This window comes from Pseudomonas sp. GD03858 (assembly GCF_029840925.1).
In the GTDB taxonomy this organism is placed as follows: domain Bacteria; phylum Pseudomonadota; class Gammaproteobacteria; order Pseudomonadales; family Pseudomonadaceae; genus Aquipseudomonas.
Genome location: NZ_JAOCDM010000130.1, coordinates 1 through 14690 on the forward strand (window position 1 = coordinate 1; position 14690 = coordinate 14690).

A 14690-nucleotide genomic window follows, 5' to 3' on the forward strand; every position below is an offset into this window, starting at 1 on the left:
GCGGCCCTTTCGCGACACAAGGCCGCTCCTACAGGGGAATGTATATCTCGCAAGTCACTGCAAAAAAGTATCAGTCGAGGTGCAGGCGAGGCTTTGTCGGCGTCGTCGCACAACGGTGTAATCGGCAGCGAGCGACACAAAAACAATAACGTCTTCCCCGAGGGAGTTCACCGATGAACGACTCGATCAAGGCCTGCCTGGCCGCCGCCTGCCTCAGCCTGCCGCTGCACGTCCAGGCCGCCGAGACCCTGACCATCGCCACGGTCAACAACAACGACATGATCCGCATGCAGCGCCTGGCCAAGGTGTTCGAGCAACAGCACCCGGACATCCAGCTCAAGTGGGTGGTGCTCGAAGAGAACGTGCTGCGCCAGCGCCTGACCACCGACATCGCCACCCAGGGCGGCCAGTTCGACGTGCTGACCATCGGCATGTACGAAGCCGCTCTGTGGGGCGCCAAGGGCTGGCTGGCACCGATGACCGACCTGCCGGCCGACTATAACCTCGACGACGTGTTCCCCTCGGTGCGCAACGGCCTGTCGGCCAATGGCACGCTGTACGCCCTGCCCTTCTACGCTGAAGCCTCGATCACCTACTACCGCAAGGACCTGTTCGAAAAAGCCGGGCTGAGCATGCCCGAGCAACCGACCTGGACCCAGCTCGGCGAGTTCGCCGCCAAACTCAACCACCCCGACCAGGGCCAATACGGCATCTGCCTGCGCGGCAAGGCCGGCTGGGGCGAGAACATGGCGCTGATCGGCACGGTGGCCAACGCCTTCGGCGCGCGCTGGTTCGATGAGCAATGGCAGCCCGAGTTCAGCGGCAGCGAGTGGAAGAACGCGCTGAATTTCTATGTAAACACCCTCAAGCAATACGGCCCGCCCGGCGCCTCCAGCAACGGCTTCAACGAAAACCTCGCGCTGTTCAACAGCGGCAAGTGCGCGATGTGGGTCGATGCCAGCGTCGCCGGCTCGTTCGTCACCGACAAGACCCAGAGCAAGGTCGCCGACCAGGTCGGCTTCACCTTCGCGCCCAAGGAGGTCACCGACAAGGGCGCCACCTGGCTGTATTCCTGGGCGCTGGCGATCCCCACCAGCTCCAAGGCCAAGGACGCCGCCAGGACCTTCGCCACCTGGGCCACCTCCGAGGCCTACGGCAAGCTGGTGGCCGAGCAGGAAGGCGTGGCCAACGTGCCACCGGGCACCCGTGCCTCGACCTACAGTGATGCGTACCTGGCAGCCGCGCCGTTCGCCAAGGTGACCCTGGAATCGCTCAAACGCGTCGACCCCAACCACCCCACTCTCAAGCCCGTGCCCTACGTCGGTATCCAACTGGTGACCATCCCCGAGTTCCAGGCCATCGGCACCCAGGTCGGCAAGCTGTTCTCCGCCGCGCTCACCGGGCAGATGAAAGTGGACCAGGTGCTGGCCTCGGCCCAGCAGTCCACCGAACGCGAGATGAAGCGCGCCGGCTACCCCAAGTAGCTCGCACCGCCGTAGACCGCGCCGTCCTGCGGCGCGGTGACCGCCCCTTTCCGATGCACACGGAGTCGCCATGAACACATCGGCCCTCGACACCCCGAGCCTCGCCACCGCGCGCCCCGGCAAACGCCGCGTCGGCCCCGGCTGGTTCCTGGTCAGCCCTTCGGTGGCGCTGCTGCTGTTGTGGATGATCGTGCCCCTGGGCATGACCCTGTATTTCTCGCTGATCCGCTACAACCTGCTGTACCCCGGCGAAAACCAATTCGTGGGCCTTGAGAACTTCGCCTTCTTCGTCACCGACGCCGGCTTCATGCCCGGCGCCCTCAACACCCTGACCCTGGTCGGCAGCGTGCTGGCGATCAGCGTGGTGCTCGGCGTGCTGATCGCCGCGCTGCTGGAGGCCGGTGAATTCTGGGGCCGCGGCGTGGTGCGAGTGCTGCTGATCTCGCCGTTCTTCATCATGCCCACGGTCAGCGCGCTGCTGTGGAAGAACCTGATCTTCCACCCGGTGTCGGGCATTCTCGCCGCCGTGTGGCGCCTGTTCGGCGCGCAGCCGGTGGACTGGCTGGCGCACTACCCGCTGCTGTCGATCATCCTGATCGTGTCATGGCAGTGGCTGCCGTTCGCCATCCTGATCCTGATGACCGCGATGCAGTCGCTGGACCAGGAGCAGAAGGAAGCCGCCCGCCTGGATGGCGCAGGCCCCTTGGCGATCTTCTGGCACCTGACCCTGCCGCACCTGGCCCGCCCCATCGCCGTGGTGGTGATGATCGAGACGATCTTTCTGCTCTCGGTGTTCGCCGAGATCTTCACCACCACCAGCGGCGGCCCGGGATACGAGTCCACCAACCTCGCCTACCTGATCTACAACCAGGCGCTGCTGCAGTTCGACGTCGGCATGGCCTCGGCCGGTGGCCTGATCGCCGTGCTGATCGCCAATATCGCCGCCATCGTGCTGGTCCGCATGATCGGCAAGAACCTCACCGCGCGCAGCTGAGGAGCCCGCCATGCTGACACTCAAGCAAACCCGCACCCTGAAGAACGCGCTGCTCGGCCTGCTGTGCTGGGCCATCGCCCTGGTGATCTTCTTCCCGATTTTCTGGATGCTGCTGACCAGCTTCAAGACCGAGCTGGACGCCTTCGCCACGCCGCCGCAGTTCTTCTTTGCGCCGACGCTGGAGAACTACCTGCACATCAATGAGCGCAGCGACTACTTCGCCTACGCCTGGAACTCGGTGCTGATCTCGTTCTCGGCGACCCTGCTATGCATGCTGATCGCGGTGCCGGCGGCCTACTCGATGGCCTTCTTCGAGACCCGCCATACCAAGCGCACGCTGCTGTGGATGCTGTCGACCAAGATGCTGCCGCCGGTGGGCGTCTTGATGCCGATCTACCTGCTGGCCAAGCAGTTCGGCCTGCTCGATTCGCGCCTGGCGCTGATCATCGTCTACACCCTGATCAACCTGCCGATCGTGGTGTGGATGGTGTACACCTACTTCAAGGACATCCCCGTGGACATCCTCGAAGCCGCGCGGCTGGACGGCGCCGGCACCTGGCAGGAGATCGTCCGCGTGCTGTTGCCGATCGCCCGTGGCGGCCTGGCCTCGACCCTGCTGCTGTCGTTGATTTTGTGCTGGAACGAGGCGTTCTGGTCGCTGAACCTGACCTCGTCCGCCGCCGCGCCGCTGACGGCGTTGGTGGCTTCCTATTCGAGCCCTGAAGGGCTGTTCTGGGCCAAGCTCTCGGCCGTCTCGACCCTGGCCTGCGCGCCGATTCTGATCTTTGGCTGGATCAGCCAGAAGCAGTTGGTGCGTGGGCTTTCGTTTGGGGCAGTCAAATGAGCGTTCTCTTCAAGCCTGCTGGGGCTGCTTCGCAGCCCAATCGCGACACAAGGCCGCTCCTACAGGGGATCGCGGTTACCTGTAGGAGCGGCCTTGTGTCGCGAAAGGACCGCAAAGCGGTCCCGACATCAGCAGCCTTCATACACCTCCAAAGGCCTTACCCCATTCCCCTGAAGGACACCCCCCATGGCTGACCTGAAAATCCGCAACCTGCACAAAGGCTTCGATGGCCACGCCATCATCAAGGGCATCGACCTGGATGTGCGCGACCGCGAGTTCGTGGTGTTCGTCGGCCCCTCCGGCTGCGGCAAGTCCACCCTCCTTCGCCTGATCGCCGGCCTAGAGGAAGTCAGCAGCGGCAGCATCACCCTCGACGGCGCCGACATCACCGACACCGCCCCGGCCAAGCGCGACCTGGCCATGGTGTTCCAGACCTACGCGCTGTACCCGCACATGACCGTGCGCAAGAACCTGTCGTTCGCCCTGGACCTGGCCGGCGTCGGCAAGCAGGAAGTCAGCGCCAAGGTCGACAACGCCGCGCGCATCCTCGAGCTGCAACCGCTGCTCGAACGCAAGCCCCGCCAGCTCTCCGGCGGCCAGCGCCAGCGGGTGGCGATCGGCCGGGCGATCGTGCGCAATCCGAAGATCTTCCTGTTCGACGAGCCGCTGTCCAACCTCGACGCCGCCCTGCGCGTGCAGATGCGCCTGGAGCTGGCGCGCCTACATCAGGAGTTGGCCGCGACCATGATCTACGTGACCCACGACCAGGTCGAGGCGATGACCTTGGCCGACAAGGTGGTGGTGCTCAACGGCGGGCGCATCGAGCAGGTCGGCTCACCGCTGGAGCTGTACCACCATCCGGCCAACCTGTTTGTCGCGGGGTTTCTGGGGACGCCGAAGATGGGCTTCTTGCGTGGGCACCTGAGCCGTAACCAGGGCAACCAGTGCGAGGTGGCGCTTGAGTGCGGCGCGCGCATCGCCCTGCCGTTGTGCGCGGGGGAATTGCATACCGGTAGCCAGGTGACGCTGGGGATTCGTCCCGAGCATCTGAACATTGATCGCGCCGGGCAAGGTACCCAAGGCTCGCTGCAGGTGACTGCCGATGTGAGTGAGCGGCTGGGCAGCGATAGCTACTGCCATGTGCGTGCGGCCTCCGGGGAAATGCTGACCGTGCGGGTGCGCGGGGACTTTGCGCCGGGGTTTGGCGAGGGGTTGGAGTTGGGCTTTGATCCGGGCCATTGCCATTTGTTTGATAGCAATGGGCAGGCGATCGACAAGCGATTGCAGAAGGTGGCCTGAGGTGTTCGCCGAGAGGGTTGTGGCGCCTATGAGATCGAGCGCCGCCCGCGCGGCGCATCGCGACGCAAGGCCGCTCCTACATTTGTTGCAACGTGCCGAACCGGTCAGGCCATGGTTGCCTGCCTTGGCGCATGTCTTGAGACAGGTGAGGCGGCAGTGGTGCCCACGCTGAAACCGCGTCGTACCAACAAGGCGGACCAGGTAATGGCACAGGATTGACTGGCCCGAAACAGATGTAGGAGCGGCCTTGCGTCGCGATGCGCCGCGCGGGCGGCGCTCGATCTCAAGAACGCCACAAGGCTCCCGCCAAGCACCTCGCCGCCATCACGCGATCCAACATGACCCCGATAAGGAATGCCCCCAGCATGAAACTCAACCACCCCAACCTCAACCACCTCCCCCCCACCGTCGCTCGCCCCAGCTACGACCCAACCCAGCTACGCCAGGGCATCGTCCACATCGGCGTCGGCGGCTTCCACCGCGCCCACCAGGCCGCCTACACCGACGCCCTGATGAACTGCGGCGAAGGCCTCGACTGGGCCATCTGCGGCGTCGGCCTACGCAGCGAAGACCGCGCCATGCGCGACGCCCTGGCCGGCCAGGACCATCTCTACACCCTGTTCGAACTGGGCGACCAGCCCGACACCAAGGTACGCGTGATCGCCGCCATCAACGGCATGCTGCTGGCCGAGGACGGCGCCGAACCGCTGCTGGCCAAGCTGACAGAACCCGGCATACGCATCGTCTCGCTGACCATCACCGAAGGCGGCTACTGCATCGACGACAGCACCGGCGAGTTCCGCGCCGACCTGCCACAAATCCAGCACGACCTGGCCAACCCGCAATCCCCGCAAAGCGTGTTCGGCTACCTCTGCGAAGCCCTGCGCCGGCGTCGCGCCGCTGGCACCGGCCCGTTCACCGTGATGTCCTGCGACAACCTCCCGCACAACGGCGACATCGCCCGCAAGGCCCTGTTGGCCTTCGCCCAGCGCCTCGACCCCGACCTGGCCGACTGGATCGCCAGCCACGTCAGCTTCCCCAACGCCATGGTCGACCGCATCACCCCGATGACCAGCCCCGCCCACCGCCAGCAACTGCGCGAGCGCCACGGCGTCGACGATGCCTGGCCGGTGGTGTGCGAGCCGTTTTTGCAATGGGTGGTGGAAGACACCTTCGTCGCCGGGCGCCCGGCCTGGGAAAAGGTCGGCGTGCAGTTCACCCGCGACGTCACCCCCTATGAAGAGATGAAGATCAAACTGCTCAACGGCAGCCACCTGGCCCTCACCTACCTGGGCTTCCTGCAAGGCTACCGCTTCGTCCACGAAACCCTCGCCGACCCGCTGCTGCGCCGCTACATGCACACCTTCATGGACCAGGACGTGACCCCGCAACTGGCCCCGGTGCCCGGCATCGATCTTGAGCGCTACAAGCAAAGCCTCAGCGAACGCTTCGCCAACCGCGCCATCGCCGACCAGCTGGAGCGCGTGTGCTCCGACGGCTCGTCGAAGTTCCCCAAGTTCATCGTGCCCACCGCCAACCGCCTGATCGCCGACGGCAAGCCGCTGGAGCGCGTGGCCCTGGTGGTGGCCGCCTGGGCCCTGTACCTGCGCGGCGAAGACGAGCACGGCACCCGCTACAGCATCCCCGACCCCCGCGCCGCCGACTGCCAGGCCCGGGTGGTGCAGCGCGACGGGCTGGCCGCCCGGGTGCTGGGCGACGAGGCGATCTTCGGCAGCGCCATCCCCGCGTCCAAGGCCTTCGTCAGCGCCTTCGAGCGCCTGTACGACAGCTTGCGCGAAATTGGCGTAAGTGAAACCCTGCGCCAGGTCCTCGGCGACTGACACGGAGTGTTTCGAAATGGATGGATTATTCCTCGGCATCGACTGCGGCACCCAGGGCACCAAGGCCCTGGTGCTGGACGCTCGCAGCGGCCAGGTGCTCGGCCTGGGCAGCGTTGCCCACGCGCAGCCCCAAGGCCGTGACGGCCGGCGCGAGCAGGATCCCGCCGACTGGCTGGATGCCTTGCGAGCGGCGGTGGCCGCTGCATTGTGTGACGCCGGTGTGGATGGCCACGCGATCCGCGCGCTGGCGGTATCCGGCCAGCAACACGGCCTGGTGATGCTCGACGCCCAGGGCCAGGTGCTGCGCCCGGCCAAGCTCTGGTGCGATACCGAGAGCGCGCCCGAAAATCAGGCGCTGCTCGATGCCCTCGGCGGCGCCCAGGGCTCGCTCGAACGCCTCGGGCTGGTGATCGCGCCGGGCTATACCCTGTCCAAATTGCTGTGGACCAAGCACCATCATCCCGAGCTGTTCGCCCGCCTCGCCCATATCCTGCTGCCCCACGACTACCTGAATTACTGGCTGACCGGTCGCGCCTGCACGGAACCCGGCGACGCCTCCGGCACCGGCTACTACGATGTGCGCAGGCGAACCTGGGCGCCCGATGTCCTTCAGCACATCGAGCCGGGCGAGCGTCTTTTGGCGGCGTTGCCTGAGCTGGTCGAATCCGGCGATTGCATCGGCACCCTGCGCGAACAGGCAGCCACTGCTCTCGGCTTGAACCCACAGACCTGGGTGGCCACAGGAGGCGGCGACAACATGCTCGGCGCCATCGGCACCGGCAATATCGCCCCCGGCATGATCACCCTGAGCCTCGGCACCTCCGGCACCCTGGCCGCCTACGCCAACCAGCCCCACGTCAGCGCCCAGGGTGAAGTGGCGACCTTCTGCGCCTCCAGCGGCGGCTGGCTGCCGTTGATCTGCACCATGAACCTCACCAGCGCCTGCGCCCTGGTGCGCGACCTGCTGGAGCTCGACCTCGAGCGTTTCACTGCCCTCGCCGCCCAAGCCCCGATCGGCGCCGACGGCCTGCTGATGCTGCCCTTCTTCGACGGCGAACGCGTGCCCGCGCTGCCCGAAGCCACAGCCAGCCTGCACGGCATGACCAGCGCCAACCTGACCCGCGCCAACCTCTGCCGCGCCGTGCTCGAAGGCACCTGCTTCAGCCTGCGTTACGGCCTCGACCTGCTGCGCGCCAGCGGCCTGCCAGGCAGCGAAATCCGCCTGGTCGGCGGCGCGGCGAAAAGCCCGCTGTGGCGCCAGACTCTGGCCGACCTCCTCGGCCTGCCAGTGGTATGCCCCCAACAGACCGAAGCCGCCGCCCTGGGCGCCGCGATCCAGGCCGCCTGGAGCCTGGGCCGCCAATTGGGCCAGGGCGACAGCCTCGAAACCCTGTGCCAACGCTGCGTCGCCCTCGACGAAAGCACCCGAACCCCGCCCCGTCCGGCGCAACAGGCCGAGTACGAGGTCGCCTATCAACGCTACCGGGAGCAACTGCCTGCGCGCTGAGTGCGGATATCCTTCCCTTGTCTTTCGTTCTGGAGAACTGCATGTACCTGGTGTGTGGCGAGGCCCTGTTCGATGTCTTCAGCCTGGAAAACAGCAACCGCAGCAGCGAGCTGGGGTTTACCGCGATTGCCGGCGGGTCGCCGTTCAACGTGGCCGTCGGCCTGCGCCGACTGGGCGTGGCGTCGGCGTTGTTCGGCGGGTTGTCCAGCGACTACCTCGGTGCCCGGCTGCGGCGGGTGCTGGAAGAGGAACGGGTGGACTGCCGCTATGTGGTGACCAGCGATGCGCCGACCACCCTGGCCATGGTTGGGTTGGATGCCAATGGCTCGGCGCAGTATCAGTTTCGCGGTGAAGGGTGTGCGGATCGGCAGGTGACGCTGGCACATCTGCGGGAGCTGAATGAGAGTGTGCGGGGAATCCATGTGGGTTCGTACACCTTGGTGGTGCAGCCCGTGGCCGATACGCTGATGGCGTTGGTGGAGCGCGAGCGGGACCGGCGGCTGATCAGCCTTGATCCGAATGTGCGGCTTAATCCGCAGCCGGATGTGGCGCTGTGGCGGCGGCAGGTCGAGGCCTTTGCCGAGCATGCGCATTTGATCAAAGCCAGTGAGGAAGACATTGCCCTGCTCTATCCAGGCCGGGAGACTCGTGACGTGGCCCAAGGCTGGCTAAACGATCGCTGCCGACTCGTTTTCATCACCCATGGAGCAGACGGTGCCAGCGTGCATTGCGCACATGGTTCATGGCAGCGCCCAGCGGATACCTCATTGCCGGTATGCGATACCGTCGGCGCTGGTGACACCTTCCAAGCCGCCGTGCTCGCCTATCTGGCTCGCCTAGGAGCAGACAGCCCGGCCGGTGTGGCGAAGCTCCCCCATGAAACCATCGATGCAATCCTCACCTACGCAATCCATGCCGCAGCAATCACCTGCTCCCGAACAGGCCCGAACCTGCCCTTTGAGCATGAACTACCACCGACATTCTGAGGATCTTCCATGGGCTGGGAAGCTTTCATAAAACACTTCCCACTCTCATCATTTTTCCCATACCGCCCATCAAAATCCTGACTGAATGTATGCAAATGTAAAAAAATATGATGGCACTATGCCTCGTTAGTCGGCAAAATCCATACATTCCCAATGGATTTGAAGGACCGGTTCCAATGACATGGCCAGTCATTCTGAAACTCGACAGCGCAGCCTATTCCCTCAGCGTGGTGCAACGAACCGCTTACGCCTTGGCTGACACAGTCGCGATTCAGATCGGCATTGAAGCTGACCAGATCAGCCTCACTGCCTTCCCTGCTAAAACGAAAGTCATGCTGCCTCAGGAGCAGGCGCATTCGCTGATCCTCCAGCATTTAAATGACTTTGCCCTACGTGATCACATCAACCGTGAGACAGCTGGGTTGCGTGAGGTGCTGGCTCGGGCAGCGCTTGCTGGATGCGGAGTTTCGCGGTGACACTGATTGCGACCGACGCTAACGGCTACCGTCTGCTGCCCTTTCGCTTCATGCGCCTGAACACCGCAAATGAACGTGACATTTTGCTCACCTCCGATACAGGCGAGTACATGCACGTGAACGACGCGCAGTTGCGGGCCCTCAGTTACTTCGACATAGAAGCAGGCACACCTTTTTACAAAGACCTGCTAGCTCGCCATTTCATCTACGAACCGACACGTCACGATCCTTTTCCCGAAATGGCGGCGCAATATCGCAGCCGCAAAGACTTTCTTTTCCAGGGCCCAGCCCTGCACTTGTTCGTGGTAACGCTACGCTGCAACCACACCTGCCAGTACTGCCAAGTTTCGCGCGCACCGCTGGGTGGCTCGGGCCATGACTTATCGGAAGCGGATGCACTCGCTGCTGTTGATCGCTTGTTCGAGTCGAACGCTCCCGCACTGACAGTGGAGTTCCAGGGCGGCGAGCCACTTCTGGCCTTCGAACGTGTACGCCAGATTGTCGAATGGGTAGCTGCACGAAACTTGGTCGAGCAACGGGATATTCAGTTCGTCATTACCACAACGTTGCACCACCTGACAGACGAAGTACTCGACTTCGCAAAACAGTACCGCATCCAGTTCTCGACGTCCCTCGATGGACCGGCGCCCTTGCACAATGCCAACCGCCCAACGCCTTCACGAGACTCTTACGAGCGCACCGTGGAAGGCATAAAACGGGTCCGTGAGCATCTTGGACACGACGCAGTCTCCGCACTGACAACGTTGACCTCTCGAAGCCTTGAACAGCCTGAAGCTATCATCGACGAATACGTAAAGCAGGGTTTTTCCAGCATTTCACTTAGACCGCTCAGCCCTTACGGGTTTGCTTCCAAGAGTGCACATCGCCTTGACTATCCGATTGAGCAGTACCTGACCTTCTACACGAAGGCGCTGGCCTATCTGCTGAAGATCAACCAGCAAGGGACCTACCTGTCGGAGAGCTACACCAGCTTGCTGCTGAAGAACATCCTGACGCCCTTCTCATCCGGCTATGTCGACCTGCGCTCACCCGCCGGCGCGGGTACAGCGGCGCTGGTCTACAACTATGACGGTTACGTCTACCCGTCGGACGAGGCTCGGATGCTGCTGGAGATGGGCGAAGACGGTTTAAGGTTGGGCACAGTCCAGCAACCCTTGTCAGAACTTTTGGCCTCACCCGTTATGGAGGCGCTACTTGCCAGTGGCGTCGCGGAGGCATTGCCGGGCTGTTCGGATTGCGCATTGGTTCCCTACTGCGGCGCAGACCCGGTCGAACATTATGCTCGCCAAGGTGATCCGATCGGACACCGGTTGTTCAGCAGTTTCTGCAAGAAGAACATGGGGCTGTTAAAGCACTTGTTCGCCTTGCTACGCGACGGAGATGACAACGTCCAAAGGGTACTGCTGTCCTGGTTGAACAGGCGCTCATACAGCGATGTTCGCTTCCCAGGCTACAGGGGCTAAGGACGATGCTGCGCAAAGATACCCACTTCGAAATTCAATACCTGAATGAACCAAAGCTGCTCAAGGTCATCACCCTGGATGAGTTCATTGAGCAAGGAGTCGCAGTTTGCGCCGGTACCGCGCAATTCAATGATTTGCTGCTCTGGCTACCCAACGAAGATCTCGAACGAAATCCACATCTGATTTCATTGCCAGTGGGCGGCTTCCTGACCCCAGGGTCACTCACCAGCCCCTTCGACAACGGCAGGCTGCACCTGCATTCCCCCAAGGATCCGGATGTCGTTCAACCTGGCGATGTCATTGCCATTACCCCTGGCAATGCATTGGTAAGAGTGCTCTATCGACGCGGGTCAGACAGTAACTTGCTGTTCATGACGGATCGTTGCAACAGCCTCTGCCTGATGTGCTCGCAACCGCCTAAAGATATCGATGACCGCTGGCATATCGAGGAAAACCTTCGACTGATCGACCTGATGGATGCAGGCGAGGAAAACCTGGGGATCAGCGGCGGAGAGCCCACTCTTTATCGTGATGGCCTGCTTGAGATTCTGGCCAAGTGCAAAACCGTTTTGCCGCAGAAGTCCATACATGTGCTCAGCAATGGAAGGCTATTCAAAGATCCGAGCTGGATCGCAGCCCTCGCGGCCCTAGGCCACCCCCAGCTGAGCTGGGGCATTCCGCTGTATGCCGACAACGCAGTCGACCATGACCATGTAGTTCAGGCCCCGGGGGCCTTCAGCGAAACCGTGCAAGGACTCTATAACCTCGCACGCGCGAACCAGATCATTGAGATACGCGTGGTACTCAGTCGCCTGACCACACCACGCTTGCCTGAATTAGCCCATTACGTGTTCAGGAACCTCCCCTTCGTACGGCACGTTGCGTTGATGGGCATCGAAAGTACTGGTCTGGCCAGAAAGCACTACGAGGAGTTGTGGATTGACCCGCTGGATTATCAAGAGGCATTGAGCCAAACCGCCTATTTCCTCTTCAACCGTGGGATGCCGGTTTCGATCTACAACCTGCCCCTGTGTTTGATCCCACCCCACCTCTCACGATTCGCCCGCCAGAGCATCTCCGACTGGAAAAACCTGTTCATCGATACCTGTCAGCAATGCGCTGCCGTCAAACATTGCTCAGGGTTCTTCAAATCCCACACTGACCGCTGGCATAGCCGCGGCGTACGACAACTATCGACCGAGGCCTTTAGCGCCTATGCAAGGAGTGCACAGTGAAACTGCTTGACCGCTGGAAAATCCTGATCAGTGGCATCACCTTGTTGCCAATGGCTGGTACCACATTGGCACAGGCGGGCCATACACCGCTCGCCAATGCGAACTGGCAACCAAACGACAAGCTGCAGCCTCCAGTCTTTGCCGATACGCTCAATGCCGCAGACGCAGTGAACATTTATGCGGCACATCGCTCGCACAGCTCACATCGATCCCATAGCTCCCACAGTTCCCATTACAGCGGGTCCGGTGGCTATAGCGCGCCTCGCTACTACAGCCCGCCCGCAACGAGCACGCGGAGCTACAGTGCGCCGAGTACTTCGCACAGTACTTCAAGCAGCAATAGCCTTTATCAGTCGTCCGGCACTACTACCGGGGCTAGCCCGGGTACGTCAAAGACCCGCGCGACCACCGAACAGAAAAGCAACCTGGTCAAGCGCGTACAGACTGCACTTATGGTTCGCCAGTACTATCAAGGCACAATTGACGGGGTCATGGGCAAGGCTACTCGTGGCGCGTTAATGGCTTTCCAAATGGATAGTGCACTGACCGTGAATGGCAGGATGGATACACCCACTCTCAACGCCCTGGGGATCAAGATTCCATAAATTTCGTCAGGGTAAGCGTCCACCGCGAACTCGCTCTAGCAACAGGTGAGTCCCAATGTAAGCCGTTCGCGGAAGGTTCTGATTACCGCGCCTAAGTGATAAAGGCGCTTGGCCATCAGCACAAGCGCCCAAATCAACTCTGGCCGCACCCGCCTCGGGCGACTACTGGATCATCGACGGCAAAGGCGAACGCCTGCACAACGAGGTCTACGTCGCCGATGCCGCCGGCATCCTGCAAAAGCCCGGTGGCGTGCAATCGGCCCAGGTCATGCAGCTGTTCGAAGACCCAGCCTTCCCGACCCTCGCCGCCTACGAGGTGCAGGTCAAATGCAAACAGCGCCAGATCCGCCTGGACAGCGCCCGGGCGATACGTCGCTTCGACGGCGCCGTGAGGGATGTGAAAACCAATATCCAAGGCTGGGTCGCACCGAAGGACTACTGGTTGCAGCGCACCTTCGCCTTCGTCTGCGCCCCCGACAACCGCGCGCGCAACCAGATGCTATCGATCGGCAAGATGCCTGCGGCGCAGATGGTCGCCACCATCCAGGCCATGTTCATCGAGTTGATCGGCGTCCAGGCCAACAGCCAGGCGGTGCAGGAGTTGGACGACATGCTGGCGAACACCCCACGATGAGCACACGCCCTCTGCTGGTCCTTGGCCTGTTGCTGCCTGCGTTGGCCGGCTGCATCCCGACCCTGCCGGAGCTGATGGCGGGCAACCAATGGCAAGGGCGCGACGCCAAGCAGGCCATCGACTTCTTCGGCCCGCCCATGCGCATGGAGCCGTTGCCCGGCGGCGCTGGGGTGCAGTTGGGCTGGTACCGCGATACCACCTACGTGCAAAAGGAGGTGGTCGGCAGCACCGCCGAGATGCAAGGCAACGTGATGGTCCATACCAATTACTGGGACGACGTGGCCCATCCTGGCGGCTGCACGATTTTTATGTCGGTGGACAAGGCGCGGCAGATCAATGATTTCTCCACCAAGGGCCGGTGTAACGGCGTGAACCTCGCACCATAGCGGCTAGCGGAAACGAGGGAGCAGTCCTATGGGATCGGGCTTGTGGGCGCGGACTTTTAGGAGCGGGCTTGCCCCGCGATAGCGCCCGCCCAGACAACCAAGCCCCCAGCCAGATACCCTCCCCCTACTCAGCCCCCCGCCCAACCATCAACCCATGATTCACATCCTGGGCCAACGCCTTGGCCATGCCACTGAGGTAATGCACCGCCGTCAGCAGCGTAGGCAGATGATCAGTCTCCACCATCGCCAGATCACTGATCTTGTGCACCGCACACATCAGTACGGTCGCCTGCTCCACCGCATGGTCCAGCGGATGTCCCGCCACCACGCGGAACAGCGGGTCTTGCACACCCACCTCCGCGCCTTCGCCGAAATGCCCGACGCCGGTGGTGGCGAGTTTCTTGATGCGCGGGATTTGCAATTCCTTATCCATACCATTCCTCCTGCGACCCCGCGAACGGCGCGGGGCCTGATCGGTGAACATCAAGTGCGAGCCCAGGCTCGCCAGGTCAGTGCCGGGATTGCACGCGGCTCAGCGCCACTTCCACCAGGGTGCGGGCGCTGTCGATTTCGTGCATGGCAGCGAGGGTCAGCTGGGGGGTTGGCGTGGAGCAGGACGGTCTGCTGGCTGACGGTCAGGGCGCAGACGAGGTATTCGGAGATCTGGACCAGGAGGTCTTCGAGGGTGTGGGTGTTGTATCTGTCGTGCTGGGGTGGATCGGGGACTATTTTCAGCATGGTAGAGCTCCTATTTTCAAATGGAGCTACCGTTCTCTGCTGTCAAACAGAAAGGTGGCAGCTGTACGCGGGTTGACAGACCGGGAAAATAGGAAACCGGCGCACCGAGGTGCCCCACGTACAGCCACCATAGACGGCCATGCACGCGCGTTACTATCTTCCCGGTCTGTCAAAACC

The 14690-nt window shown here is 62.6% G+C and carries 14 protein-coding genes and 1 pseudogene; 13 read left to right on the plus strand and 2 right to left on the minus strand.

Annotation, left to right across the window (positions count from 1 at the left end; genetic code table 11):
* Positions 1-173: 173 nt before the first annotated feature.
* The 13 genes from N5D48_RS23365 (at position 174) to N5D48_RS23425 (ending at position 13775) form a co-directional block, all read left to right on the plus strand.
* Positions 174-1484, plus strand: coding sequence for a sugar ABC transporter substrate-binding protein (locus N5D48_RS23365; protein ID WP_279888351.1), 1311 nt, complete (start codon positions 174-176; stop codon positions 1482-1484).
* Between the two features lie 70 nt (positions 1485-1554).
* Positions 1555-2478 (plus strand): sugar ABC transporter permease, encoded by a 924-nt coding sequence (locus N5D48_RS23370; RefSeq protein ID WP_011533228.1) that lies wholly within the window; start codon positions 1555-1557, stop codon positions 2476-2478.
* Between the two features lie 10 nt (positions 2479-2488).
* Positions 2489-3322 (plus strand): carbohydrate ABC transporter permease, encoded by an 834-nt coding sequence (locus N5D48_RS23375; protein ID WP_198744233.1) that lies wholly within the window; start codon positions 2489-2491, stop codon positions 3320-3322.
* Positions 3323-3508: 186 nt separating this feature from the next.
* On the plus strand, positions 3509-4621 hold the full coding sequence (gene ugpC, locus N5D48_RS23380) for a sn-glycerol-3-phosphate ABC transporter ATP-binding protein UgpC (RefSeq protein ID WP_279888356.1): 1113 nt from the start codon (positions 3509-3511) through the stop codon (positions 4619-4621).
* A gap of 365 nt (positions 4622-4986) precedes the next feature.
* Complete coding sequence (locus N5D48_RS23385; protein ID WP_279888358.1) at positions 4987-6462, plus strand: mannitol dehydrogenase family protein; 1476 nt, start codon at positions 4987-4989, stop codon at positions 6460-6462.
* Between the two features lie 16 nt (positions 6463-6478).
* On the plus strand, positions 6479-7969 hold the full coding sequence (gene xylB / locus N5D48_RS23390) for a xylulokinase (RefSeq protein WP_279888360.1): 1491 nt from the start codon (positions 6479-6481) through the stop codon (positions 7967-7969).
* A gap of 41 nt (positions 7970-8010) precedes the next feature.
* Positions 8011-8955 (plus strand): carbohydrate kinase, encoded by a 945-nt coding sequence (locus N5D48_RS23395; protein ID WP_279888362.1) that lies wholly within the window; start codon positions 8011-8013, stop codon positions 8953-8955.
* Between the two features lie 176 nt (positions 8956-9131).
* Positions 9132-9431 carry a His-Xaa-Ser system protein HxsD gene (gene hxsD, locus N5D48_RS23400; RefSeq protein WP_139671527.1) on the plus strand — a complete coding sequence of 100 codons (300 nt, stop codon included), beginning with the start codon at positions 9132-9134 and terminating at the stop codon, positions 9429-9431.
* A complete protein-coding gene (hxsB, locus tag N5D48_RS23405) occupies positions 9428-10915 on the plus strand; it encodes a His-Xaa-Ser system radical SAM maturase HxsB (protein WP_279888365.1) in 1488 nt (495 codons plus the stop codon). The genes hxsD and hxsB overlap by 4 nt, the downstream gene beginning before the upstream one ends.
* A gap of 5 nt (positions 10916-10920) precedes the next feature.
* Positions 10921-12150, plus strand: coding sequence for a His-Xaa-Ser system radical SAM maturase HxsC (gene hxsC, locus N5D48_RS23410; protein WP_279888367.1), 1230 nt, complete (start codon positions 10921-10923; stop codon positions 12148-12150).
* The gene (gene hxsA / locus N5D48_RS23415; protein ID WP_279888368.1) at positions 12147-12755 is read left to right on the plus strand and encodes a His-Xaa-Ser repeat protein HxsA; all 609 of its coding nucleotides are present in this window, start codon (positions 12147-12149) and stop codon (positions 12753-12755) included. Before hxsC ends, hxsA begins: the two co-directional genes overlap by 4 nt.
* A gap of 250 nt (positions 12756-13005) precedes the next feature.
* A complete protein-coding gene (locus N5D48_RS23420) occupies positions 13006-13389 on the plus strand; it encodes a hypothetical protein (RefSeq protein ID WP_279888370.1) in 384 nt (127 codons plus the stop codon).
* Positions 13386-13775: a hypothetical protein gene (locus N5D48_RS23425; protein ID WP_279888373.1), complete on the plus strand. Its 390-nt coding sequence runs from the start codon at positions 13386-13388 to the stop codon at positions 13773-13775. The genes N5D48_RS23420 and N5D48_RS23425 overlap by 4 nt, the downstream gene beginning before the upstream one ends.
* A gap of 124 nt (positions 13776-13899) precedes the next feature.
* Here the strand turns inward: N5D48_RS23425 and N5D48_RS23430 are convergent, their stop codons facing one another.
* Together N5D48_RS23430 and N5D48_RS23435 are read right to left on the minus strand one after the other, a co-directional pair.
* Entirely contained in the window at positions 13900-14208 is a 309-nt protein-coding gene (locus tag N5D48_RS23430) for a DUF3077 domain-containing protein (RefSeq protein ID WP_279888374.1), read from the minus strand.
* Between the two features lie 76 nt (positions 14209-14284).
* Positions 14285-14513: pseudogene (locus N5D48_RS23435) on the minus strand (hypothetical protein).
* Positions 14514-14690 lie beyond the last annotated feature (177 nt).